27 protein-coding genes are annotated in these 23,638 nt (G+C 68.7%); 15 read left to right on the top strand and 12 right to left on the bottom strand.

All coding sequences use genetic code 11. From position 1 onward, the window contains the following. Positions 1-34: 34 nt before the first annotated feature. From MKK88_RS19795 to MKK88_RS19765, 7 genes are read right to left on the bottom strand one after another with little or no spacing between them, the layout of a single operon-like run. Entirely contained in the window at positions 35-1,789 is a 1,755-nt protein-coding gene (locus MKK88_RS19795; RefSeq protein WP_244002694.1) for a complex I subunit 5 family protein, read from the bottom strand. Next, positions 1,786-2,205, bottom strand: coding sequence for a sodium:proton antiporter (locus MKK88_RS19790; protein WP_244002692.1), 420 nt, complete (start codon positions 2,203-2,205; stop codon positions 1,786-1,788). Before MKK88_RS19790 ends, MKK88_RS19795 begins: the two co-directional genes overlap by 4 nt. After that, on the bottom strand, positions 2,202-2,978 hold the full coding sequence (locus MKK88_RS19785; protein ID WP_244002690.1) for an MnhB domain-containing protein: 777 nt from the start codon (positions 2,976-2,978) through the stop codon (positions 2,202-2,204). The genes MKK88_RS19790 and MKK88_RS19785 overlap by 4 nt, the downstream gene beginning before the upstream one ends. Continuing rightward, the gene (locus tag MKK88_RS19780; RefSeq protein WP_244002688.1) at positions 2,975-3,226 is read right to left on the bottom strand and encodes a Na(+)/H(+) antiporter subunit B; all 252 of its coding nucleotides are present in this window, start codon (positions 3,224-3,226) and stop codon (positions 2,975-2,977) included. The genes MKK88_RS19785 and MKK88_RS19780 overlap by 4 nt, the downstream gene beginning before the upstream one ends. Then, entirely contained in the window at positions 3,223-3,507 is a 285-nt protein-coding gene (locus tag MKK88_RS19775) for a monovalent cation/H(+) antiporter subunit G (RefSeq protein ID WP_244002686.1), read from the bottom strand. The genes MKK88_RS19780 and MKK88_RS19775 overlap by 4 nt, the downstream gene beginning before the upstream one ends. Next, a complete protein-coding gene (locus tag MKK88_RS19770) occupies positions 3,504-3,755 on the bottom strand; it encodes a monovalent cation/H+ antiporter complex subunit F (protein WP_244002684.1) in 252 nt (83 codons plus the stop codon). Before MKK88_RS19770 ends, MKK88_RS19775 begins: the two co-directional genes overlap by 4 nt. Further along, a complete protein-coding gene (locus MKK88_RS19765; protein ID WP_244002682.1) occupies positions 3,752-4,243 on the bottom strand; it encodes a hypothetical protein in 492 nt (163 codons plus the stop codon). The genes MKK88_RS19770 and MKK88_RS19765 overlap by 4 nt, the downstream gene beginning before the upstream one ends. A gap of 147 nt (positions 4,244-4,390) precedes the next feature. Here MKK88_RS19765 and MKK88_RS19760 point away from each other — a divergent pair, with 147 nt between their 5' ends. The 3 genes from MKK88_RS19760 to MKK88_RS19750 all read left to right on the top strand — a co-directional run bounded on the left by MKK88_RS19760 (position 4,391) and on the right by MKK88_RS19750 (position 8,034). After that, positions 4,391-4,960: an NUDIX domain-containing protein gene (locus tag MKK88_RS19760; RefSeq protein WP_244002937.1), complete on the top strand. Its 570-nt coding sequence runs from the start codon at positions 4,391-4,393 to the stop codon at positions 4,958-4,960. A 121-nt stretch (positions 4,961-5,081) separates the two neighbouring features. After that, positions 5,082-6,800: an IlvD/Edd family dehydratase gene (locus tag MKK88_RS19755; RefSeq protein ID WP_244002680.1), complete on the top strand. Its 1,719-nt coding sequence runs from the start codon at positions 5,082-5,084 to the stop codon at positions 6,798-6,800. Between the two features lie 64 nt (positions 6,801-6,864). Beyond that, positions 6,865-8,034 (top strand): acetyl-CoA acetyltransferase, encoded by a 1,170-nt coding sequence (locus MKK88_RS19750; RefSeq protein ID WP_244002679.1) that lies wholly within the window; start codon positions 6,865-6,867, stop codon positions 8,032-8,034. A 10-nt stretch (positions 8,035-8,044) separates the two neighbouring features. On the opposite strand, the gene MKK88_RS19745 is transcribed toward MKK88_RS19750, so the two are convergent. The 3 genes from MKK88_RS19745 to MKK88_RS19735 all read right to left on the bottom strand — a co-directional run bounded on the left by MKK88_RS19745 (position 8,045) and on the right by MKK88_RS19735 (position 10,526). Next, positions 8,045-9,337: an O-acetylhomoserine aminocarboxypropyltransferase/cysteine synthase family protein gene (locus MKK88_RS19745; RefSeq protein ID WP_244002677.1), complete on the bottom strand. Its 1,293-nt coding sequence runs from the start codon at positions 9,335-9,337 to the stop codon at positions 8,045-8,047. A gap of 58 nt (positions 9,338-9,395) precedes the next feature. Continuing rightward, entirely contained in the window at positions 9,396-9,782 is a 387-nt protein-coding gene (locus MKK88_RS19740) for a response regulator (protein WP_244002675.1), read from the bottom strand. 87 nt (positions 9,783-9,869) lie between these two features. Further along, positions 9,870-10,526 carry an alpha/beta hydrolase gene (locus tag MKK88_RS19735; RefSeq protein ID WP_244002673.1) on the bottom strand — a complete coding sequence of 219 codons (657 nt, stop codon included), beginning with the start codon at positions 10,524-10,526 and terminating at the stop codon, positions 9,870-9,872. Positions 10,527-10,798: 272 nt separating this feature from the next. On the opposite strand from MKK88_RS19735, the gene MKK88_RS19730 reads away from it, so the two are divergent. From MKK88_RS19730 to MKK88_RS19680, 11 genes are all read left to right on the top strand, one after another. Next, positions 10,799-11,968 (top strand): cysteine desulfurase family protein, encoded by a 1,170-nt coding sequence (locus MKK88_RS19730; RefSeq protein ID WP_244002671.1) that lies wholly within the window; start codon positions 10,799-10,801, stop codon positions 11,966-11,968. A 69-nt stretch (positions 11,969-12,037) separates the two neighbouring features. Continuing rightward, positions 12,038-13,507 (top strand): Fe-S cluster assembly protein SufB, encoded by a 1,470-nt coding sequence (sufB, locus tag MKK88_RS19725; protein ID WP_244002669.1) that lies wholly within the window; start codon positions 12,038-12,040, stop codon positions 13,505-13,507. 226 nt (positions 13,508-13,733) lie between these two features. Next, a complete protein-coding gene (gene sufC, locus MKK88_RS19720; protein ID WP_244002667.1) occupies positions 13,734-14,486 on the top strand; it encodes a Fe-S cluster assembly ATPase SufC in 753 nt (250 codons plus the stop codon). A gap of 3 nt (positions 14,487-14,489) precedes the next feature. After that, positions 14,490-15,812 (top strand): SufB/SufD family protein, encoded by a 1,323-nt coding sequence (locus tag MKK88_RS19715; protein WP_244002666.1) that lies wholly within the window; start codon positions 14,490-14,492, stop codon positions 15,810-15,812. Between the two features lie 163 nt (positions 15,813-15,975). Beyond that, the gene (locus tag MKK88_RS19710) at positions 15,976-17,220 is read left to right on the top strand and encodes a cysteine desulfurase (RefSeq protein ID WP_244002663.1); all 1,245 of its coding nucleotides are present in this window, start codon (positions 15,976-15,978) and stop codon (positions 17,218-17,220) included. Positions 17,221-17,272: 52 nt separating this feature from the next. After that, positions 17,273-17,656, top strand: a complete 384-nt coding sequence (locus MKK88_RS19705; protein WP_244002661.1) for an SUF system Fe-S cluster assembly protein — start codon at positions 17,273-17,275, stop codon at positions 17,654-17,656. A 243-nt stretch (positions 17,657-17,899) separates the two neighbouring features. Beyond that, a complete protein-coding gene (locus tag MKK88_RS19700) occupies positions 17,900-18,238 on the top strand; it encodes a hypothetical protein (protein ID WP_244002659.1) in 339 nt (112 codons plus the stop codon). Between the two features lie 309 nt (positions 18,239-18,547). After that, the gene (locus MKK88_RS19695; RefSeq protein ID WP_244002657.1) at positions 18,548-18,859 is read left to right on the top strand and encodes a hypothetical protein; all 312 of its coding nucleotides are present in this window, start codon (positions 18,548-18,550) and stop codon (positions 18,857-18,859) included. 219 nt (positions 18,860-19,078) lie between these two features. Next, positions 19,079-19,333, top strand: coding sequence for a hypothetical protein (locus MKK88_RS19690; protein WP_244002655.1), 255 nt, complete (start codon positions 19,079-19,081; stop codon positions 19,331-19,333). A gap of 166 nt (positions 19,334-19,499) precedes the next feature. Continuing rightward, entirely contained in the window at positions 19,500-20,432 is a 933-nt protein-coding gene (locus MKK88_RS19685; RefSeq protein ID WP_244002653.1) for an ABC transporter ATP-binding protein, read from the top strand. A gap of 14 nt (positions 20,433-20,446) precedes the next feature. Then, positions 20,447-21,208 (top strand): ABC transporter permease, encoded by a 762-nt coding sequence (locus MKK88_RS19680; protein ID WP_244002936.1) that lies wholly within the window; start codon positions 20,447-20,449, stop codon positions 21,206-21,208. Positions 21,209-21,212: 4 nt separating this feature from the next. On the opposite strand, the gene MKK88_RS19675 is transcribed toward MKK88_RS19680, so the two are convergent. Next, positions 21,213-21,977 (bottom strand): alpha/beta fold hydrolase, encoded by a 765-nt coding sequence (locus MKK88_RS19675; protein WP_244002651.1) that lies wholly within the window; start codon positions 21,975-21,977, stop codon positions 21,213-21,215. Between the two features lie 116 nt (positions 21,978-22,093). Between MKK88_RS19675 and MKK88_RS19670 the strand changes: the two genes are divergently transcribed. Further along, the gene (locus tag MKK88_RS19670; RefSeq protein ID WP_244002649.1) at positions 22,094-22,936 is read left to right on the top strand and encodes an FkbM family methyltransferase; all 843 of its coding nucleotides are present in this window, start codon (positions 22,094-22,096) and stop codon (positions 22,934-22,936) included. Here MKK88_RS19670 and sfsA read toward each other — a convergent pair. Next, complete coding sequence (sfsA, locus tag MKK88_RS19665) at positions 22,923-23,636, bottom strand: DNA/RNA nuclease SfsA (RefSeq protein ID WP_244002647.1); 714 nt, start codon at positions 23,634-23,636, stop codon at positions 22,923-22,925. The two genes, MKK88_RS19670 and sfsA, sit on opposite strands and share 14 nt — an antisense overlap. Positions 23,637-23,638 lie beyond the last annotated feature (2 nt).

Below are 23,638 nucleotides of genomic sequence, written 5' to 3'. Positions count from 1 at the left end.
CTTGACGAACGCCAGATTGGAAAAACCTGGCTGCTCACACCAGCGCCAGCACCGCCGCAATCACCGCGACCCCGACGGCCAGCCACGCCGCGTAATCGCCGATCAAGCCGCTGTGCAGGATCTCCAGCGCCCGCGTCGGGACCGACTGGGTGGCGCGGACGGGCTGGACCACGAAAGCCGGTAACCGGTTCCGGAACAGACCGTAGCCGGCGCCCGCCAGGGCTGCCGCCACGGAGGCCCAGGGCAGCCAACCCGGCCCCTCGGCCAGGGGACCGCCCTCCGGCCGGTGCATGAAGGCCGAAACGGCCCGCGGCAGGGCGTGCGCGATCGGGCCCGCCGGCAGCGCCATGTCGACGGCCAGCAGCACGCAGCACGGCGCCAGCATCAGCCAGAGCGGCCGGTTGGCCTTCTCGCGCTCATCCTCGCTCGGCGCCCCGGCCTCGTCGCCGGGGTCGGGGCCGAGCCCGAGGAAGATGCGGCCCGCCGCCCGCAGCACCGCCGCCCCGGTCAGCGCGGCGCCAATCGCGGTGGCGGCGAGCGCGACGCCGTGCCCCTGCGCCGACAGCGCCCCCTGGACGAGGCGCGTGCCCTGGTCGAGCGCACCGACCGGCAGGCCGCAGAGCAGCAGGGCGGCCAGCGCCATGGCGATTCCGGCCGGCCAGATGCCCCGGCCGAGGCCGCGCAGGGCGATCTCATCGATGCTCGCCTGGGTGGCGAGCAGGATGCCGGCGATCATGAACAGGGCGCCCTTCACCAGCCCGTGGCCGACCACGTAGACCAGCATCCCGCCGGTGCCGCCGATCGATAGGGCGCCGAGCCCGGTCAGCATGATGCCGGCATGCGAGATCGTCGAGAAGGCGAGCATCCGCTTGAGATGGCGCTGCAGCAGGGCCATCCAGCCGCCGAGCAGGGCCGTGACGCTGCCGAGCCCGATCAGCAGCATCGGCAGGGCGCCCTGGACCTGATCCGAGCCTCCGAACACGACGGCGCTCACCTTCGCGAGGCCGAACAGCCCGAGCGAGACCATCGAGCCGGAGAAGATCACCGAGACCGGGCTCGGCGCCACCGCGTGGGCATCGGCGAGCCAGAACTGGAACGGCACGATCGCGCCCTTGATCATCAGGGCCGCCGCCACGAGGCAGAAGGCGCCGGCCACCACGGGATCCCGGCCGCCCCGGGCGACGGCCGCGGCGATGCTGTCGAAATCGAGGGTGCCGGTCTGGGCGTAGATCAGCCCGATGCCGCCGAGCATCAGGAAGCCCGCGAGGCTGTTGACCACCGTGAAGTTGATGGCCCCCGACAGCGACGATTCCGCCAGGTGATAGGCCGTGAGCGCAAAGGCCGCGACGCTCATCACCTCGAACCACACGAACAGGTTGAACATGTCCCGGGTGAAGCAGAACCCGACCATGGCGGCCAGGAACAGCAGCATCAGGATGTGGAAGTGCCCGTGGGTGCGGTCGAAGAAGCCCCAGGCGAACACGAAGGTCAGGGCGTAGAGCAGGCCGATGAAGGCCGCGATCCAGCCGCTCGCTGCGTCGACCGAGAAGCCGATCCCGAGATGGACGCCGTCATGCGGCTCCCAGCCCCCGAACCAGTAGACCAGGGGCTTGTCCGCGGCGTGCACGGCGATCACGGCGGAGAGCACTGCGACGGCGAGGGCTGCGAGCAGAGCCAGGACGTCGGGCGCGCGGCCCGGCAGCAGGTGCGCGGTCGCCAGCAGCGCCGCGCAGAACACGAGCGGGATGGCGACCGGGAGCGGCAGCAGGACGGCGGGAGCGAGTGTCACGAGGCTTTGCGCCCACCTTCGGAGACTCGGCCGGAGGTGTGACCGGCGTCCTGGCGCTGGCCGGATTTGCCGCCGGCCCGCATCGGCCGAAGCTTCTCCGGGTCGAGGCTGCCGCCGCGCTTGTAGGCCTGGACGGTCAGAACGAGGAGGAGGGCGGTCAGCGTCGCGCCGACCACGATGTCGGTCAGCACCAGGGCCTGCATCACGGGATCGACCGCGGGCGTGCCCGGTGGATGATCATAAAAGATCGGCGCGATGCTGCCCCAGCGATAGCCGAGGCCCAGCAGCAGCACGTAGGTCGCCGACTGGCAGACGCCGAGGCAGCCGACGAGGTGTATGAAGTTGCGGCTCGTGGCGATGCCGTAGAGGCCGACCCCGAACAACCACGCGGCGACCGCGTAAGGCAGCACACTCACGCGGTTTCCTCCCCGGGTTCGTCCGGTTCTTCGGCCTCGCGGGTCTCCTCCATGAATTCCAGGAAGAGCTGGGTGAAACCGCCCGCCACCGCCAGGGCCACGCCAAGATTCTCGACCGGCATCAGGCCGCCGGAAAACAGGTCGCGAAACGTGCCGAGCGGCAGGATGTTCTGCATAAAAGCGGCGCCTACGAGCATCGGCGCCAGACCGCACAGGGCGAAGAGAAGCGCGCCTCCTCCCTCCAGTGCGTCGAGCCAGTGGCTGCGGATCGCGTCCCGCCAGCCGGCATAGCCCTCGCCGAGGTAGATCAGCAGGGTTCCCGAAGCGAGGATCACGCCGCCCTGGAACCCGCCGCCGGGGGTGACGGTGGCGTGCAGCACTACGTAGAGGCCGAACAGGCCGGTGAGGGGACCGGCGATCCGGCAGGCCAGCACCGTCGCCTCCGAGCGCGGGATGACGGCGCGGCCGGGCCGGCGCATGGCCCGTTCCGAATTGCCCTCGCCGCGGCGGCCGCGCAGCAGCACCACCGTACCGGTGATGGCGGCGAGCAGCATGAACTCCTCGCCCAACGTGTCGAGGCCACGCAGGTCGAAGTTGATCGCGCTCACCATGTTGGCGACATGGCGCGCCTCCGGGGTGATCGCGTTGATGCGTTCACCGTACTGGGCGATGGTCGAACCGAAGGCCGGCAGCCCCGCAATCACCTGGGCGGCGCAGGGCAGCAGGATCAGGCCCGACAGGGCAAGCAGCGCGACGCGGATCCGCGGGCTCACGATTCCTCCCCGGGGGCTTGCGTACGCACAGCCATCAAGGCGACGAGGAAGAGAAGCGGCACGGCGGCCGAGCCCACCGCCAGCTCCGACAGGGCGACGTCGGGGGCCTGAAGCGCGTCGAACAGGATCGTCAGAACGAGCCCGTTGATCGCGATGGCGAAGATCTGCCGGGTGGGGTCGCGCACCAGCACGACGGCGGTGCCGGAAACCGCCGTGAGCAGGAAGAGCAGGGGCAGGATGACCGTCATGCCGAGCGCCCCTCGCGCATCAGCACGGCCCGGCCGGAGACGTGCGACAGCACCGCGGCCCAGCCTAAGAACACCACCATCATCACCAGGATCTTGAGCGAGCGCCCCGAGATTCCGTCGGACAGGAAGGCCGCCACGGTCACGAGGCCGGAGACCGCGACGTTGAGGAAGGCGAGCGCATGCAGCCGGTCGAGGGCCCGGGGCAGGCGCCACAGGGCGAGGGCGGAAAGCCACGTCACCGCCACAGCGAGGCCGAGCACCCCGCCGATCACGACGCTCATATCCAGCGCTCCAGGAAGACCGCGAGCAGCATCGTGCCGGGCAGGTTGAGCAGGACCAGGGTGAGGGCGAGGTCGGTAATCGAGGCCTGATCGGTGGCGAACGCCATGAGCGTCAGGATCAGCACGGTCACGCTGCCGGCGAGCTGGTAGGCGGCGAAGCGCTGGCCGGGCCGCCCGCGCCACGCCAGGACGGCCGCGAGGATCAGCGGCGGCAGCAGCGCCAGGATGGCGGCCGTCCAGATGTTCATGGTGCCTCGCCCTCGAGGGCGTGCGTCGCCACCGTCCCGTGCGCGCGGTCCAGGGTCAGCACGTAGCTGTCCGGGGCGAGGGAGGCGGAGAGCAGCCCAACCGCCCGCGTCGCTGCCGCCATCTCGCCATCGGGCCGCGCCCAGGCGATCGTGGCGGCACTCTGCTCATGCGTCGCACCGCCCTCCGCGCGGCCGATTACCGCCCGCGCCAGATGAACTCCGACCCGAACCGTCTGCCGGGCCATGCCCAGGATGGCCCGGCCGAGGGGCCTGAGCGATGCGTGGTCGAACCGGAAGCGCACGCCGCCGCGCCGTCCCACCACCCACCACCAGGCCGTGCCGAGGGTGGCGCAGCCGACCGTGGCGATGCCTTCGTTCACACTCACCGAGCCGGCGAAGATCAGGTAGGTGAGGGCCAGCAGAATCCAGATCGCGACGGCGTCGCGCGTCGTCCGCTCTCTGAACCCGCTGATCGGTCCTAGCCGCATCGATCCTGACCGGAAACCGCCGTAAAAGCGTAGCCATACGTTCGATCGACCCAAACGGGTTCGAGGCGTCGGCGTTCCGGACCACGCGGACACGCCTTCGTGTAAGCACAGGGCGACGTGGGACCGTTCCGTGGGCGAGGACGCATGATGAAGGCCGAGATCCTGTCGATCCGCTTCCTGCATGAAGGATGGAACCGGTTCGGCCTCGCGCAGGTGCGACTGCACGATGGGTCCGTCGCGGAACGGGCGATCGAGGACCACGGCGACTCGGTCGGGATCCTGCCCTACGATCCCGAGCGGCGGGTCGCGACGCTGGTGCGCGAGTTGCGCGTGCCGCCGCTCTTCGCGTCCGGCGAGCAGGTCCAGCTCGAGGCGCCCGCCGGCATGATCGACGACGGCGGCCCGGAGGAGAATGCCCGCCGCGAGGTGCTGGAGGAGGTCGGCCTGCGGCTACGCGACCTCGAATTCGTCGGCGCCACCTATTCCTGCGCGAGCCTGACCACCGAGAAGATCCATCTTTTCCTCGCCCCCTACGGGCGGACCGACCGGGCCGAAGCCGGCGGCGGGGCCGAGGGCGAGCACGAGAACATCCGGATCGTCGAGATGCCGCTCGCCGAACTCGCCGCCCAGGCCGACCGCGCCGCGATCACCGACCTGAAGACGCTCACCCTCGTCCTCGCCCTGCGCGCCCGCCACCCGGAGCTTTTCCCGGCGTGAGAATACGGTATCGCGTATACGCGCGGTGGTTGCTTACGGCCGTCGTGCTCGCCGGGGTCGCGTGGATCGCCTTCCACCTGCGCTGAGCGCCTGCGGAACTGACGTTTCAGGGATCGATGCCATGAGCGAAGACGCCGGACATGCCGAGCCGCACGGGCTCGACCGCGGTCTGACCAATTACGGCGACCGCGATTTCGCCCGCTACCTGCGCCGCTCCTTCGCCCGCTCGATGGGCATCTCGGTCGGCCTGCTGAACAAGCCGGTGGTCGGCATCGCCATGACGCCCTCGGGCTTCAACAACTGCCACCGGGGCATGCCCGAACTGGTGGAGGCGGTCTCCCGCGGGGTGCTGGCGGCCGGGGCGCTGCCGCGGCCGTTCCCGACCGTGTCGCTCGGCGAGGTTTTCCTCAACCCGACCAGCATGATGTACCGCAACCTGATGGCCATGGACACGGAGGAGATGATCCAGGCCCAGCCGATGGACGCTGTCGTGCTGATCGGCGGCTGCGACAAGACCGTGCCGGCCCAGCTCATGGGGGCAGCCTCGGCGGGGCTGCCGGCGATCCAGCTTGTGACCGGCCCGATGTCCACCGGCCGCCACCGCGGCCAGCGGCTCGGCGCCTGTACCGATTGCCGGGGTTTTTGGGCGAAATACCGGGCCGGCACCGTCGACGCGGACGAGATCGCCGAGGTCGAGGGCCGGCTCTCGGTCACCGCCGGCACCTGCGCGGTGATGGGCACAGCCTCCACCATGGCGTGCATCGCGGAGGCGCTCGGCATGTCGCTGCCCGGCACGGCCGCGATCCCCGCCGTCCATTCCGACCGGCTGGTCGCCGCCGAGGAGACCGGCCGCGCGGCGGTGCGACTGATCCAGTCGAAGATCGCGCCGTCGCAGGTCATCACCCGCGAATCGGTGGAGAACGCCATCCGGGTGCTGATGGCAGTCTCGGGCTCGACCAACGCCATCGTCCACCTCTCCGCCATCGCGGGGCGGCTCGGCATCCGCGTTCCGTATGAGCGCTTCAACCAGATCTCCGACGAGACGCCGGTGCTGGTCGACCTGAAGCCCGTGGGCGAGGGCTACATGGAGGATTTCCACGCGGCCGGCGGCATGGGCGCGCTGCTGCGCGAATTGCGTCCGCTCCTCCATCTCGACACCGTGGACGTCGAAGGCCGAACGCTGGCCGAGCGCCTGGACGAGCCTTCCGGCTGGGTCGACCGGTCGGTGATCCGCGCCTTCGACAATCCCGTCTCGCCGGTTGGCGGGCTGGTGGCGTTGACCGGCAACCTCGCGCCCGAGGGCGCGATCTTCAAGCGGGCGGCCGCGACGCCGGAGCTGTTCGAATCCGAGGGCCGGGCGGTGGTGTTCACCGGGCTGGAGGATCTGAGCCGGCGGATCGACGATCCCGACCTCGATGTCGGCCCGGGCGACGTCCTGGTCCTGCAGAATGCCGGCCCCCACGCCGCCGGAATGCCGGAAGCCGGTTACCTGCCGATCCCCAAAAAACTCGCCCGGGCGGGGGTGAAGGACATGGTGCGCATCTCTGACGCCCGGATGTCCGGCACGGCGTTCGGCTCGATCGTGCTGCACATCGCCCCCGAATCGGCCATCGGCGGTCCGCTGGCCGCGGTGCGCGACGGCGACCGGATCAAGCTGTCGATCCGGAACAAGCGGATCGACCTCCTGGTCGAGCCCGACGAGATCGCCCGCCGCCTCGCCGATCACCGTCCGCCGCCGGCTCCGACCCGGGGCTACAAGGCGCTCTACCGGCGCACCGTCACGCAGGCGCCGGAGGGCTGCGACTTCGACTTCCTGATGGGGGAGGGCGGTCAGGGCTGATCGGCAGCCTTGATCACCCGCTGCGCCGGGCCCATCGTTGGACACAGACTCGGGAGGTCACCGGATGACACGCGCCTGCATCGTGGGCTGGGCCCACACCCCCTTCGGCAAGCTGGACGAACCGGATGTCGAGGGGCTGATCGCGAGGGTCTCCGGCGAGGCCCTGGCCCATGCCGGCGTCGAGGAGGCCCAGGTCGACGGCATCTACGTGGGCTCGATGAACACCGGCTTCTCGAAGCAGGGTTTCGAGGGCTCCCTCGTCGCCGTGAACCGGCCGGGCCTCGCCCACGTGCCGGCGACCCATCTGGAGAATGCCTGCGCCACCGGCTCGGCGGCGCTCTACGCGGCCCTCGACTTCGTCGGCAGCGGCCGGGGCCGGATCGCGCTGGTGATCGGAGCCGAGAAGATGACGGCCAAGACCGTGGCGGAGACCGGCGACATCCTGCTCGGCGCCTCCTACCGGAAGGAGGAGGCCGAGATCGAGGGCGGCTTCGCGGGCGTGTTCGGGCGGATCGCAGCGGGCTATTTCCAGCGCTACGGCGACCGCAGCGAGGAGCTGGCCCGGATCGCCGCCAAGAACCACCGCAACGGCGTCGCCAACCCCTACGCGCAGCTGCGCAAGGATCTGGGCTTCGACTTCTGCAACCGGGTCTCGGACAAGAACCCCTACGTGGCCGCCCCCCTGCGGCGCACCGACTGCTCACTGATCTCGGACGGCGCGGCGGCACTCGTGGTGGCGGATGCCGAGACCGCCGAGGGGCTGGAGCGGGCGATCGCCTTCCGTGCCCGGGCCCACGTCAACGACATCCTGCCGCTCTCCCGCCGGGACCCGACCGAATTCAAGGGCGCGCGGATGGCCTGGGACAAGGCGCGGGCGCAGGCCGGGATCGGTAACGACGACCTGTCCTTCGTGGAGACGCATGACTGCTTCACCATCGCCGAGCTGATCGAGTACGAGGCGATGGGTCTCGCCGCCCCGGGCGAGGGGTTTCGCGTGGTGCGCGACGGGCTCGCCGAGAAGGGCGGGCGGCTGCCGATCAACCCATCGGGCGGGCTGAAGGCCAAGGGCCATCCGGTCGGCGCCACCGGCGTGTCGATGCACGTGATGGCCTGCCTTCAGCTGATGGGCGAGGCCGGCGAGATGCAGGTGCCCGGGGCGGAGCTCGCCGGGATCTTCAACATGGGCGGCGCGGCCGTCGCGAACTACGTGTCGATCCTGGAACGGCGGCGCTGAGCCCCCCCGCTCAGCCCAGCTGATCCAAGGCCTGCTGGAGATCGGCGATCAAATCCGCCTCATTCTCCAGCCCGATCGACAGTCGAACAGTCTCGGGACCGACCAGGGCGGCGGCCTTCTCGTGCTCCGGCAGCTGCCGGTGCGTGGTCGAGGACGGGTGGATCGCCAACGACTTGATCTCGCCGATATTCACGAGGTGGGAGATCAGCTCCAGCCGGGCGATCACTTTGAGGGCCGCCGGCTCGCCGCCCTTGAGCGCGAAGGTGAAGATCGAGCCCGGCCCGCCCGGCGTATACCGGCGGGCGAGGTCCTCGCCGGTTTGACCCGGCAGCATCGGGTAGCTCACCCAATCCACCGCCGGGTGGTCCTTCAGGAAGGCCGCCACCGCCCGGGCGTTGGCGCAATGCCGCTCCATGCGCAGCGGCAGGGTCTCGATGCCCATCAGCGTCAGGAACGCGTTCATCGGTGACAGGCCGGGGCCGAGGTCGCGCAGGCCGAAGAACCGGCAGGCCGCCGCGAAGGGCGTCTCCGGGAACGCCTCCGTCAGCACGAGGCCATCGTAGTCCGGCCAGGGCTCGGTGATCAGGTTGTAGCCGCCGGCCTTCGCCCAATCAAAGGTGCCGGCATCGCAGATCACGCCGCCGATGGTCTGGCCGGAGCCGCTCAGGAACTTCGAGGTGGAGTGCCAGACGATGTCGGCGCCGTGCTCGATCGGCCGGATCAGGGCCGGCGAGGCGAGGGTGTTGTCCACGACGAGCGGCAGATTGTGGCGACGCGCCACTGCGGCGATCCCGTCGAGGTCGACCACGGAGGCACAGGGATTCACGATCGATTCGCAGAAGATCGCCCGGCAGTCCGGGGTGATCGCCGCCTCGAAATCCTCCGGGGCCATGCCCCGGGCGAAGCGCGGCTTGAGGTCGTAGCGCCCGTCGAGCCGCCGCATCAGGCCCAGCGACCCGCCGAACAGGCGCGGGGACGCGACATAGGCGTCACCGCTCTTCATCAGCGTCATCAGCACCAGCTGCATGGCGGATTGCCCGGAGGACACCGCCACCCCAGCCTTCGCGCCCTCCAGATCCGCAATGCGGCGCTCCAGCGCGGCGACCGTCGGGTTCGAACCCCGGGAATACGAGAAGCCGGTGCGGCGCCCCGCAAAGATGTCGGCGGCCTGCTCGGTCGAGTCGAACACGAAACCGTTCGTGAAGTAGATCGGCTGGACCCGCGCGCCCGTGGCGGGATCCGGGGCGGCGCCCGCATGGATGGCCCGCGTCGCGAAGCGGTGCTTTCGGGTGCTGTCCGTCATGGCTCTCGGTCGGGAGTTCGGGGCCCGGCGCCTCGGTGAGCCCGGACGGGCCAGCGCGTCAAGCCGCGCGCTGGATGAAGGCGCGGAGCGTCCGGACCAGCGTGGTCGGCTCGTAGGGTTTGGGGATGAACCGCGCGCCCTCCGGCATGTCGTTCGGGCCGGGCGTGCCCATGCCGGACACCACCAGCACCGGGATCGACGGCCAGCGATGCGCCACCAGCCGGGCGAGGGCGAAGCCGTCCATCGAGCCCTGCGGCATGTCGACATCCGTCATCAGGACGCCGACATCGTCGCGGTTCTCCAGGACCTTCAGCGCCTTGTCGGCGTGGCTCGCCTCCAGCACCGTGAAGCCCGCATCCGCCAGGGTGTCGGCGGCCTCCATGAGAAGGAGCCCGTCATCCTCGACAAGGAGCACCACAGGTTGGTCGGACGGGCTTTCTGACATCAGACCTGCGGAGGTGTGTCGTGGATTCCGATGTCCGCGCCCTATTCCTCCGGAGCGCCCCCCGTCAAGGCGCAGGGCCGGCATGCGTCAGGCTGCCTCCTCGCGCTTGCCGAGGCGCTTGTCGAGGTAGGTGTCCACAGTCTGAGTCAATTCCTCGACCTTACCGTCGAAGAAGTGGTTGGCCCCGTCGACCACCTGATGCTCGATGATGACACCCTTCTGCACCTTCACCTTCTCGATCACCGGCATGACCTCCCGGGCCGGCGCGACCCGGTCCTCGGAGCCGTGCACGAACAGTCCGGAGGACGGGCAGGGCGCCAGGAAGGTGAAGTCGTAGCGGTTGGCCATCGCGGCGATCGAGATGAAGCCCTCGATCTCGGGGCGGCGCATCAGCAGCTGCATGCCGATCCACGAGCCGAACGAGACGCCCGCGATCCAGCAGGACTTCGCCTCCGGGTTGACCGACTGAACCCAGTCGAGGGCCGCGGCGGCATCCGACAGCTCGCCCGAGCCGTGATCGAACGAGCCCTGGCTGCGGCCAACCCCGCGGAAATTGAAACGCAGGGCCGCGAACCCGCGATTGGCGAACGTGTAGAAAAGGTTGTACACGATCTGATTGTTCATCGTGCCCCCGAATTGCGGGTGCGGATGCAGGATGATGGCGATCGGCGCGCCGCGCTTCTTGGGGGCCTGATAACGGCCTTCCAGGCGACCGGCGGGGCCGGTGAAGATGACTTCGGGCATCGTTCGACACTCACTCTCGCGTTCGCCCGCCGCGGCCGCGGCGCCAAGCTCCGGCAGCCTTGACTCAATGCGGGAGCACCATAAAAGCACTCTTAGAACAGTTCTAGGCGATTAGAATCGTTCTAAAAAGGCCGCTCGATGCGTCGCACGGGCTGCCTGAGCCAATCCTGCCGGTCGGCGGGCCTCGATCTATCGGCGGCCCTTAGCACGTCGGACCGGTCGGAAGGCAAGGAATTGTGACGCGTAAGCGACGAGGATCGCACGGAACGCCGATGAGCCGGGCCCGCGCCTATCTCGATTACAACGCGACTGCCCCGGTCCGCCCGGATGTGGCGGAGGCGGTGGCGCGCGCCCTGATGCTGCCCGGCAACCCGTCGTCGATTCACGCGGAGGGCCGCGCCGCCCGGGCCGCGCTGGAGGCCGCCCGCGCCGAGGTCGCGGCCCTGGTGGGTGCACGCCCCGAACAGGTGATCTTCACCAGCGGCGGGACCGAGGCGGCGAACGCGGTTCTCTCGGGCGACCTGCGCGGCCGCAAGCTGCCCGCCCCGACGCGGCTGCTGCACACGGCGACCGAGCATCCCTGCGTCGCCGCGGGCCACCGGTTTGCGGAGGCGGCGGTGGGGCGGCTCCCGGTGACCGCCGATGGCATTATCGACGTCGCTGCCCTGGAGGATCGTCTCGCCGCGCTGGCGGACGAGACCGTGCTCCTCTCGGTCCACGCCGCCAACAACGAGACCGGCGCGGTCCAGCCGCTGGCTGCGATCGTCGCGCGGGCGCGGGCGCACGGTCGCACCCTGGTGCACAGCGACGCCGTGCAGGCGGTCGGTAAGATCCCCCTCGACATGGCGGCGCTCGGTCTCGACGTGCTTACCCTCTCGGGCCACAAGTTCGCGGCGCCCAAGGGCGTCGGCGCCCTGGTGCTGGCCGAGGGCGTCAGCCTCGGGAGCGCGTTCCTGCGCGGGGGCGGCCAGGAACGCCGGCAGCGCTGCGGCACCGAGTGCCTGCCGGCCATCGTGGGCATGGGCGAGGCGGCCCGGGCCGCCCGCGCAGCGCTGGACGGGGAGCAGACGCGGCTGTCCGCCCTGCGCGACCGGATCGAGGCCGGCGTGCGGGCCCTGGCGCCCGACGTCGTCATCTTCGCGGCCGGCGCCCCGCGCCTGCCCAACACCCTCAACTTCTCGGTCCCGGGGCTCGATGCGCCCGCGTCCGTGATTGCCCTTGATCTCGCCGGCGTGGCGGTGTCGTCGGGCTCGGCCTGCTCGTCGGGGAAGGTCGCGCGCTCGGCGACGCTCGCCGCGATGGGCGTGACAACGGATCTCGCCGGGGGTGCGCTGCGCGTCAGCCTCGGCTGGAACACGGTGGACGAGGATGTGGCATGCTTCCTCGACGCCTTCGAACGGGTCTTGCAGCCCCTATATAAGCGGCGAGGACAGGCGGCCTGAGGGCCGTCGCCCCCGCCTTCCGACAGTCGCTTCCCGGCCCTTGACGCCGGAGATGCCCAGGAGACGCTGATGCCTGCCGTGCAGGAAACCATCGACCGGGTCCGCTCGATCGACCTCGACCAGTACAAGTACGGGTTCGAGACCACGATCGAGATGGAGAAGTCCGAGAAGGGCATCTCCGAGGATGTCGTGCGCTTCATCTCGGCCAAGAAGAACGAGCCGGCGTGGCTGCTGGAGTGGCGCCTCGACGCCTATCGGCGCTGGCTGACCATGAAGGAGCCGGAGTGGGCGCGCGTCGCCTACGACAAGGTCGACTACAACAACATCTACTACTACGCGGCGCCCAAGCGCCCGGCCGCGATGTCGCTCGACGAGATCGATCCCGAGATCCTGAAGACCTACGAGAAGCTCGGCATCCCGCTCCGCGAGGTCGAGGTGCTGGAGGGCATCGCCCCCGAGCGCCGCGTCGCGGTCGACGCGGTGTTCGACTCGGTCTCGGTGGCCACGACCTTCAAGAAGGAACTCTCGAAGGCCGGCGTGATCTTCATGCCGATCTCCGAGGCCGTGCAGGAATATCCGGAGCTGGTGCAGAAGTATCTCGGCTCGGTCGTGCCGGCGACCGACAACTTCTTTGCGACGCTGAACTCGGCCGTCTTCTCCGACGGATCGTTCGTCTACATCCCGCCGGGCGTACGCTGCCCGATGGAGCTGTCGACCTATTTCCGGATCAACGAGCGCGATACCGGCCAGTTCGAGCGCACGCTGATCATCGCCGACAAGGGGAGCTACGTCTCGTATCTCGAGGGCTGCACCGCCCCGAAGCGCGACGACAACCAGCTCCACGCCGCGGTGGTCGAGCTGGTCGCCCTGGATGATGCCGAGATCAAGTACTCGACGGTCCAGAACTGGTACCCGGGCGACAACGAGGGCAAGGGCGGCATCTACAACTTCGTGACCAAGCGCGGCGATTGCCGCGGCGCCCGCTCGAAGATCTCGTGGACGCAGGTCGAGACCGGCTCGGCGATCACCTGGAAGTACCCGTCCTGCATCCTGCGCGGCGACGATTCCCGCGGCGAGTTCTACTCGATCGCGGTGTCGAACGGCATGCAGCAGGTCGATTCCGGCACCAAGATGATCCATCTCGGCAAGAATACGACGAGCCGGATCATCTCGAAGGGCATCTCGGCCGGCCGGTCGCAGAACACCTACCGGGGCCTCGTCTCGGCGCACCGGAAAGCCAAGGGCGCGCGCAACTTCACGAACTGCGACTCCCTGCTGATCGGCGATCAGTGCGGCGCGCACACGGTGCCCTACATCGAGTCGAAGAACGCCTCGGCGGTGTTCGAGCACGAAGCCACCACCTCGAAGATCTCCGAGGAGCAGAAGTTCTACTGCCAGCAGCGCGGCCTCTCCGAGGAGGAGGCGACCGCACTGATCGTCAACGGCTTCGTCCGGGACGTGCTGCAGCAGCTGCCCATGGAGTTCGCCGTCGAGGCCCAGAAGCTGATCTCGATTAGCCTTGAGGGCTCGGTGGGCTGAGGCCCCTCAAAGGGTGTGCGTATCCCCCCTCCCCCTTGCGGGGAGGGGCAGGGGTGGGGGTGGTGCCGGATAAAACGCGGCGTTGCCTCCTGCTCCACCCCCAACCTCCCACTCCTCCCCACAAGGGGGAGGAGCGCGCGTCGCGGTTCCTCACGCCAGGGTGCGTGAAGCAATGCGACCTTGGGGCAGGGGGACAAACAGCGAATTCGAACAGGACGACCTAGACATGCTGGAAATCAAGAACCTCGTCGTGCAGATCGAGGACAACCGCATCCTGAACGGCCTCAACCTCACCGTGAAGGACGGCGAGGTCGCCGCCATCATGGGTCCGAACGGTTCGGGCAAGTCGACGCTCTCCTACGTCATCGCCGGCAAGGAGGACTACGAGGTCCTCGACGGCGAGATCCTGCTCGATGGGCAGAACCTGCTGGAGATGGCGGCCGACGAGCGCGCCGCCGCCGGCGTGTTCCTGGCGTTCCAGTATCCGCTGGAGATCCCGGGCGTCGGCACCATGACCTTCCTCAAGGCCTGCCTGAACGCGCAGCGCAAGGCGCGGGGCGAAGCCGAGCTGTCAACCCCCGACTTCATCCGGGCGGTGAACGGCGCGGCCGACAAGCTCGAGATCAACAAGGAGATGCTCAAGCGCGCCCTCAACGTCGGCTTCTCCGGTGGTGAGAAGAAGCGCATGGAGATCCTCCAGATGGCGCTGCTGCAGCCGAAGTTCTGCGTGCTCGACGAGACCGATTCCGGCCTCGACATCGATGCCCTGCGCATCGTCTCAGAGGGCGTGAACGCGCTCCGCGGCCAGGGCCGCTCGTTCCTGGTGATCACCCACTACCAGCGGCTGCTGAACCACATCGTGCCGGACGTGGTGCACGTCATGTCGAAGGGTCAGATCGTGAAGACCGGCGGCAAGGAGCTCGCCCTGGAGCTCGAGGCCTCCGGCTACGCCGAGTACCGCACCAACGAGGCCGCCTGAGCCATGGCCGACGTCACCAACCTCCGCTCCCCCGCCGAGGCCGGCCTGTCGAAGCTGTTCGAGACCGCCCGCCAGAGCTTCGCCAGCGAGACGGCGATCGCCCGGGAGGAGGCCTTCCGCTTCTTCGAGGCGACCGGGCTGCCGAGCCGCCGGGTCGAGGCGTTCAAGTACACGGACCTGCGCGCCGCGATCGCCGAAGCCGCCCCGCCCGCCGAGGCGGCGAGCCTCGACGCCGCCAAGGCGGCCGTCGCACAGGCGAAGGGCTTTTCCGGGATCGAGGCCGCGCGCCTGACCTTCGTGAACGGCCATCTCGTCCGCGAGCTGTCCGATCTCGACAGGATCCCGGCCGGCATCACGGTCGTGCCGCTCAACGACGCGTTGAGCCAGGGTGACGACGCCCTGACTCAGCTCGCCCCCGTGCCCCAGGCCCGGGAGAACCCGGTCTACCAGCTCAACACCGCCTTTCTGGCGGACGGCGCGGTGATCCGGGTCGCCCCCGGCGCCAAGCCGGAGCAGCCGATCCACCTGCGCTTCGTCGGCACCGGAGCGACGCCGTTCTCGACGGCGACCCGCGTGCTCGTCCAGCTCGGCGAGGGCGCCGAATTCAGCCTGCTGGAGAGCCATGAGGGGCCGAACGGTCTCACGTGCCAGCCGAACGACGCCCTCGACGTGGTGGTCGGCCCCAGGGCCGCCTTCCGGCACACCCGCCTGAACATCGAGGGCGATGCCACCATCGCGCTCTCGACCCTGTCGCTGAAGGTCGAGGCCGAGGCTCAGGTCGAGACCGTGAACCTCGTCACCGGGGCGGTGCTGTCGCGGCACCAGATCTACGTCCATGTGGCGGGCGAGGGCACGAATGTCGTCGTCAACGGCGCCGCCATGTTGCGCAGGGGCCAGCTCGCCGATTCGACGCTGCTCGCCGACCATGCCGCGGTCGGCGGCGTCGGCCGCGAGCAGTTCAAGTGGATCATCGACGGCGACGCCACCGGCGTGTTCCAGGGCAAGATCATCGTCCGGCAGGCCGCCCAGCAGACCGACGGCAAGATGAAGTCCGACTGCCTCCTCCTCACCGATGAGGGGCAGATGATGAACAAGCCGGAGCTGGAGATCTTCGCCGACGATGTCGCCTGCGGCCATGGAGCCACCTGCGGCGCGCCGGACGAGGATCTGCTGTTCTACCTGATGGCCCGCGGCCTGCCGCGGGCGACTGCCGAGAGCCTGCTCGTCCAGGCCTTCGTGGGTGAGGCCGTGGAAGCGGTCACGCACGAGGGCGCCCGCGCGGCGCTGATCGGCGAGATCGAGGCTTGGCTGAAGGCGCGCGCCTAGCGCGACGCGCGCTCCTCCCCCTTGCGGGGAGGAGCCGGCGGTGGGGGTGGCGTAGAAGGCACCGGGACGCCTCATCCTGAACCACCCTCACCCCTAACCCCTCCCCGCAAGGGGGAGGGGAGTCCGTCCTTCCGGAAGGAGGGCGCTCCGTGAGTGAAAAGCGATGAACGCACCCGTCCTCACCCCCACCTACGACGTCGCGGCGATCCGGAAGGATTTTCCGATCCTGGCGCAGCAGGTCTACGGCAAACCGCTCGTCTACCTCGACAACGCCGCCTCGGCGCAGAAGCCGCGTCAGGTGATCGACGCGATGGTCTCCTGCATGGAGACCGGCTACGCCAACGTCCACCGCGGCTTGCACTACATGGCGAACGCCGCGACCGAAGGCTTCGAAGGCGCCCGCGAGACCACGCGCCAGTTCCTCAATGCCGCTTCCACCGACGAGATCATCTTCACCCGCAACGCCACCGAGGCCTACAACCTCGTGGCCTCCTCCATGGGGTGGGGCGGACTGATCGGGGAGGGGGACGAGATCATCCTCTCGATCATGGAGCACCATTCCAACATCGTGCCCTGGCACTTCCTGCGCGAGCGCCGCGGCGCCGTGATCAAGTGGGCGCCGGTGGACGAGGACGGCAACTTCCTCGTCGAAGAGTATGAGAAATTGTTTTCGCCCCGTACCAAGATGGTGGCGATCACCCACATGTCGAACGTGCTGGGCACCGTGACCCCGGCGGCCGAGATCGTGCGCATCGCCCATGCCCATGGCGTGCCGGTGCTGCTCGACGGCGCCCAGAGCGCGGTGCATCAGCCCGTCGACGTCCAGGCCCTCGATTGCGACTTCTTCGTCTTCACCGGCCACAAGGTCTACGGCCCGACCGGCATCGGCGTGCTCTACGCCAAGAAGGAATGGCTGGACCGACTGCCGCCCTATCAGGGCGGTGGCGAAATGATTCGGACCGTCAGCGAAGACGCGATCATCTACAACGATCCGCCCCACAAGTTCGAGGCCGGTACCCCGGCGATCATCGAGGCGGTCGGGCTTGGCGCGGCGCTCGAATACATGATGACTCTCGGCCGCGACGCGATTGCCGCCCATGAGGCGAAGCTCACCGCCTACGCGCAGGAGCGGCTCGGGGCGATGAATTCCCTGCGCCTGATCGGCACGGCCGCCGGGAAGGGTGGCGTCATCGCCTTCGAGATGAAGGGTGCGCACGCCCACGACATCGCCACGGTGATCGACCGGCAAGGTGTGGCGGTACGGGCCGGGACCCACTGCGCCATGCCGCTGCTCAATCGATTCGGCGTCACCTCGACCTGCCGCGCTTCGTTCGGCCTCTACAACACGACGGCCGAGATCGATGCCCTTGCCGCGGCACTCGCCAAGGCAGAAATGCTGTTCACCTGATATACGGGTTCGAGGCTGGTCCCGTCCGGACGCGTCCGAAGAGAGTGAAGCGATGACCACCGACGCCACCATCACGGGCGGCATGAACGCCCCCGCCGTCGCCGCCGATGCGGCGATCCCGCCCGCGGAACTGGATCGCCTGACCGACGACATCGTCGCGGCGCTGAAGAGCGTCTACGATCCGGAGATCCCGGCCGACATCTATGAACTCGGGCTGATCTACAAGGTCGATATCGGGGACGACCGGAAGGTCGCCATCGACATGACGCTGACGGCCCCTGGTTGCCCGGTTGCGGGCGAGATGCCTGGCTGGGTCGAGAACGCGGTGAGTGCCGTGCAGGGCGTCCAGTCCTGTTCGGTGACGATGGTGTTCGATCCCCCGTGGGACCAGAGCCGCATGTCGGACGAGGCCCGCGTCGCCCTCGACATGTGGTAGCCGACGACTGACGGTGCGCCACGCCCGGGCCTGGAGGCGACGGCTTACCGGCCGCCACCAGCCGGGACGCGCGGCTGCGAACCCAGGCCGACCGCGGATATCGCACCGTCGACACCCGACAAACCGGGATCGCTACGATGCGCGGTGATCGAGGCGGGCGTTAAGGTCGCGCTAACCATGCGGGCGCAGATCGGACGAGCCCGCCCTGGCGGCTCTCCCCGTGATTGTGTTCGGTGTGGTTGGATGGCGTCGGGCTACGTGATTGCAGCTCTCCTCGAGGCTGCAGGGGTGATCAGCCTCGTCTTCGCGCTCATCAAGATCCGGGCGGAACGGCGGGCGAAGGCTGCCGAATTGCGGAGTTTCCTCCGCTCCGGCCAAAGCGGGGCCGCAACGCTCAATGTCGGTGGCGCGCAGCGCCGGGCCGTGTCGGGTTCGCGCGTGGTCACCGTTCCCTACGCCGCGGGGCGCGGTCGTGCCGGGCCGCTCCACGACTCGGCTGCCCGCTCCGCCCTTCGGCGTGCCATTGCGCGCGGCGGCCAGCACGTCCACCCCGGACGCGTCCTGCCCATCAGCGCAGGATGAGATCGAGGCCGCTGCCGAACAGCACGACGGTGCTGAGCGTCAACATGAACTTCAGATCTTCGAGACGGGCGCTCATGGTCGAACCTCTCTGCAGGGCGGCCGCATCGCCGCTTCGCCACCGCATTACCAACCCATTAACGGAATTTCTGCGAGTCATTTCAGACTCCGTTAGGGATTTACGAGCGCTTTCCATTCGGTAACGTTAGTTGTTCGTTAAGATCGCGCCCGCTCCGTTAAAGCATCCTATGTCAGCCGAGCTGGCCCGGCCGTGCGGCGGAGCACCAGCGCATTCGCCGGAGAGATGGGACGATGGGGCAGGGAAGGACCGGCGTGTTCGCCAAGACTGTCGACTGGCTGTTCCGGAACCGCAGCACCGGTGAACTGACGATCGCGCAATGGCCCAATCTGCCGCTCTGGCTGTTCGGCGGATTCTCCGTGGGCGCATGGGCCGCCCAGGGAAACGAGACCCTGGCGCATTGGCTATCGCTCGGTGCCGATCTCACCCTCGCGTGGTGGGCACTCGATGAGTTGCTCCGTGGCGTGAATCCCTGGCGCAGGCTCCTCGGGGCCGGCACTTTGATCGGGCTTGTGGCGCTCATCACGCTTCGGCGAGCAGCTTGATCCAGGCTCGACTGTCCGAAGGGCCACTCGACTGCACGATGATTGCATTGGCTCACGCCGGAGGGCTGGCAGTTCCTGTGTCCCGGCCCGCAGCGCCAGAGCTCCGCTGTCTGCCGCGTGTTTGAAACCTAACGGTAGGTTGCACCGACCGAGAATATGTGGATGTTCGCGCCTGGCGACGGCAGAGGCGTCCCATCGAGGGTTGGCGTTGAAGGCATCATGACGGACGCAGGGGCAGTCGATTTCAAGGGCGCTAATTCCCCCGCCGACGAGCGGGCACGGCTACTCGGACAGATCGCAGACGCGTTGAGTATCCCTGTCTCGACCTTTCACGGCCGGGACGGCGCAGGCGCGACGCCAGGCGGGCCGGCTGCATCGGAATGCGCCGCCCTGCTTGCCGCCTTCGCCCGGATCGAGGACCCGGCTCACAGGAAGGAATGCCTGGCGATCGTCGAGCGCTTCGCCAAGCGGTAACCGCCAGCCTGCTCGATCGTGCGCCGGCGCACACGGGATCGGTCCAGAGCGTCATTCCGGCGTGCTATAGCGCCGGCCGTCTCAGAGGCGGCACCCGTCGGCTCACCGGAGCGCGACCGGTGCGCGCCGCCGGCTCCGGGCTCGCCCCCGCTCGATCCAGGCCCCGATGCCGATCCTATCGATTTCGCAGCTGTCGAAGACCTACAAAACCGGCTTCACAGCCCTGCGTGACATCAATCTTACCATCGAGCGCGGGGAGATCTTCGCGCTGCTCGGCCCGAACGGCGCCGGCAAATCGACCCTGATCAACATCGTCTGCGGCATCGTCACGCCGACATCCGGCACCGTACTGGTCGACGGCCACGATATCGCGGGCGACTACCGCGCGGCGCGGCGGACGATCGGGCTCGTGCCGCAGGAACTCACCACCGACGCCTTCGAGACGGTGCTGAACACGGTGAGCTTCTCCCGCGGCCTGTTCGGGCTGCGGCCGGATCCCGGGCATATCGAGCGGATCCTGCGGGCGCTCTCCCTCTGGGACAAGCGCGACAGCCGCCTGATGACTCTGTCCGGCGGCATGAAGCGAAGGGTTCTGATTGCCAAGGCGCTCTCGCACGAGCCCCGGGTGCTGTTCCTCGATGAGCCGACCGCGGGTGTCGATGTCGAGCTGCGCCAGGACATGTGGCGCCTCGTGCGCGAGCTGCGCCAGCAGGGCGTCACCGTCATCCTCACCACCCATTACATCGAAGAGGCCGAGGAGATGGCCGACCGCATCGGGGTGATCCGCCGGGGCGAGATCATCCTCGTGGAAGAGAAGGCCGCGCTGATGCGCAAGCTCGGGCGCAAGCAGCTCACCCTGCATCTCCAGCAGCCGATCGCCGCCATCCCGCCGGACCTCTCCGATTACGCGCTGGCCCTGGCAAGCGACGGGCGCGAGCTGGTCTACACCTACGACACCCGCGCCGAGCGCACCGGCATCACCGGGCTGCTCACCGGCTTGGCTGCAGCGGGCGTCCGCTTCAACGACCTCCATACCGAGCAGAGTTCGCTGGAGGACATCTTCGTAAACCTCGTCCGCGGGGAAGGAGGACCGGCATGAGCGCGGCCTACAGCATGAACTGGCCGGCGGTCCGGGCGATCTACCGGTTCGAGATGAGCCGGTTCTGGCGCACCGCCGGGCAGAGCATCCTGGCCCCGGTGATCTCGACCACGCTGTATTTCGTCGTGTTCGGCGCCGCGATCGGCTCGCGGGTCTCGGCGGTGGACGGCGTGCCGTACGGGCTGTTCATCGTGCCCGGGCTGATCATGCTCTCGCTTCTGACGCAGAGCATCTCCAACGCTTCGTTCGGCATCTACTTCCCGCGCTTCGCCGGCACGATTTACGAGATTCTGTCGGCACCGATCTCGCCGTTGGAGGTCGTGCTGGGCTTCGTCGGCGCGGCGGCCTCCAAGTCGATCCTGATCGGCCTGATCATCCTGGCGACCTCGGCCTTGTTCGTGCCGCTGCGGATCGACCATCCGCTCTGGATGATCTCCTTCCTGCTGCTCACCGCGGTGACGTTCAGCCTGTTCGGCTTCGTGATCGGCCTGTGGGCGGACGGGTTCGAGAAGCTGCAGCTCGTGCCGCTCCTCGTGGTGACGCCGCTGACCTTCCTGGGCGGCAGCTTCTACGCCATCGGCATGCTGCCGCCGTTCTGGCACGCGGTGAGCCTGCTCAACCCGGTCGTGTACCTGATCAGCGGCTTCCGCTGGGCGTTCTTCGGCAAGGCAGACGTGAACATCGCGGTCAGCCTCGGCATGACGGCCCTGTTCCTGGTGATCTGCCTCGGCCTCGTCACCTACATCTTCCGGACGGGGTACCGGCTGAAGAGCTGATCGGTCAGGGCTGCGCCGCCAGGAACGCCAGCACGCCGTCCCGGTGCGGCTTGGCGCCGACCGCGGTGGAGTGGTCCTTGCCCTCGATCTCCAGCGCCCGCGCGTCGGGGATCAGGGCGGCGAGACCCGGCCCGGAGCCCGCCACCGTATCAAGCGTCCCGACCGAGACCAGCACCGGCACCTCGATCTGCCCGAGCTCGGCCCGGCTCAGCGTCTGGCGCGAGCCGCGCATGCAGGCGGCGAGCGCCCGCAGATCGCTCCGGGTCTGCTCCGCGAACATGCGGAAGGCTGCGGCCGTGGGGTTCGGCGCCGGCATGCCGGCGGGCGCCTCAAGGGCCTCGGCGATGCCCGATGGAAGTCCCTTGCCCTCGACGAGGTGCATGCCGAGGCCGCCGATCAGCGCGGAGCGAACACGGTCAGCGTGATCCAGGGCGATATGCGCGGTGATCCGACCGCCCATCGAGTAGCCCATCACGTGCGCGCGCTCGATCCCGAGATGGTCGAGCAGACGGATCGCGTCGCCCGCCATCGCCTCGGAGCTGTAGGCGGCCGGATCGTACAGCTTCTCACTCTCGCCGTGGCCGCGATTGTCCAGGGCGATCGCCCGGTAGCCGGCCTGGGTCAGGACCTTGACCCACTGGGTGTTGACCCAATTGACCGCGTGGTTCGACGCGAAGCCATGGATCAGCAGGATCGGCTTGCCCGCCCCATCAGTCGGCGGGACATCGATATAGGCGATCCGCACACCGTCGGAATTGAAGGACTCCATGCCGCGTAACCTATGCTCCTCACGCTCGGCCACCGCTTAGACCACACGGGCTTGCCGGGGCAACGCGCCGAGATCGGCTTGCCCCCCGGGGCGTCGGCTGGCAAACCGCGGCGGTCATGACGGACACGCAGCCCTACGGCACCTACGAACCCACCGGTCTCGTGGCGGCGATCACCCGCCGCACCAGCCGGATCCCGGACGGATCCTGGTACGGGCGGCGCCTCGCGCTCTTCCTGCGCCGGATCGCCATCGCGCGGCTCGGGGGCAAGCCCCTGGACGTGACGCGCTACGGCGCGCGGATGCGGCTGCACCCGTACAACAACAATTGCGAGAAGAAGGTGCTGTTCACGCCGCAATTCTTCGATCCCGAGGAGCGCGCGCTCCTCCAGGACAAGCTACCGAAGGACTGCGTCTTCCTCGATATCGGCGCCAATATCGGCGCCTACGCCCTGTGCGTGGCCGCCTTCTCGGGGCCGGAGGCCCGGATCGTCGCGGTGGAACCGCAGCCCGACGTGTTCAACCGTCTGACCTACAACATCGCCCAGAACCCGTTCCACATCGTGAAGGCGGTCGCCTGCGCGGTGGCCGACAAGGCCGGCGAGCTGACTCTGTTCATCGATCCGCGCAATCGCGGCGAGTCGAGCCTGCGGATCGTCGGCACCAACGAGGGCGCGCGGATCACGGTGCCGGCGGTGACGTTGATGGATCTGCTGCGCACCGAGGGTCTGACCCGGGTGGATGCCATCAAGCTCGACGTGGAAGGCGCCGAGGACCTGATCTTGGAGCCGTTCCTGCGCGAGGCCCCGGACACGCTCCTGCCGCGCATCCTGCTGATCGAGAACGGCACCGGACAGTGGCAGATCGATCTGCCGAAGCATCTGGAGGGCTTCGGCTATCGCGAGATCGCGCGCTCCCGGCTGAACCTGATGTTCGAGCGCACCGCCGTCAGGGCGGCGTGATCACCGGAATCTCCGCCACGATGGCGACGCCCTCCGGCTCGACCGTGCAGCGATAGACGCGGACCGCCACGCCTGCGGCGCGCGCCTCGCGAAAGGCCCGGTCGAAGGCCGGGTCGATGTCGCGGGCGACGTCGAACGCCTCCGCGTGCATCTGCACGACGATGACGACCAAGGCTCGGCCGCCCTCGGTAACCACCTGGGCAAGGTCGCGCATGTGCCGGGCGCTGCGGGCGGCCGTGCAGTCGGGGAACTCCGCGAGACCGGCCCAGCGCATCAGGTGGCAGTTCTTGACCTCGACGTGGCACGGCCCTTGGCCGCCGCCGCTCGCCACGAAATCGACCCGGCTCGCCTGCGCGTAGCGGACCTCCGGCTTCAACACCTCATATCCGGCCAGCGCCGGGATCGCGCCGGCCCGAAAGGCCTCCGCCACCAGGGCGTTCGGGCGAAGGGTATTGAGGCCGACCCATTGCGGCCCACCCGGCAAATCGGCCTCGACCAACTCCCAGGTCAGCGGCAGCTTGCGCGTCGGGTTCGCCGAGCGGGAGAGCAGCACCCGCGCCCCGGGCCTGTTGAGGCCGAGCATCGCACCCGGATTGGGGCAATGCGCGGTCACGAGCCCCTCCGCGGTCTCGATATCGGCCAGGAATCGCTTGTAACGCTGGACCAGCCGTCCCGGCAGGAGCGGCGCGGTGAACTGCATGG

This window comes from Methylobacterium sp. E-005 (genome assembly GCF_022829725.1).
GTDB lineage: Bacteria > Pseudomonadota > Alphaproteobacteria > Rhizobiales > Beijerinckiaceae > Methylobacterium.
The sequence above is the reverse complement of the archived record's forward strand: the minus strand, read 5'-3'. Positions and strand labels throughout refer to the sequence as shown.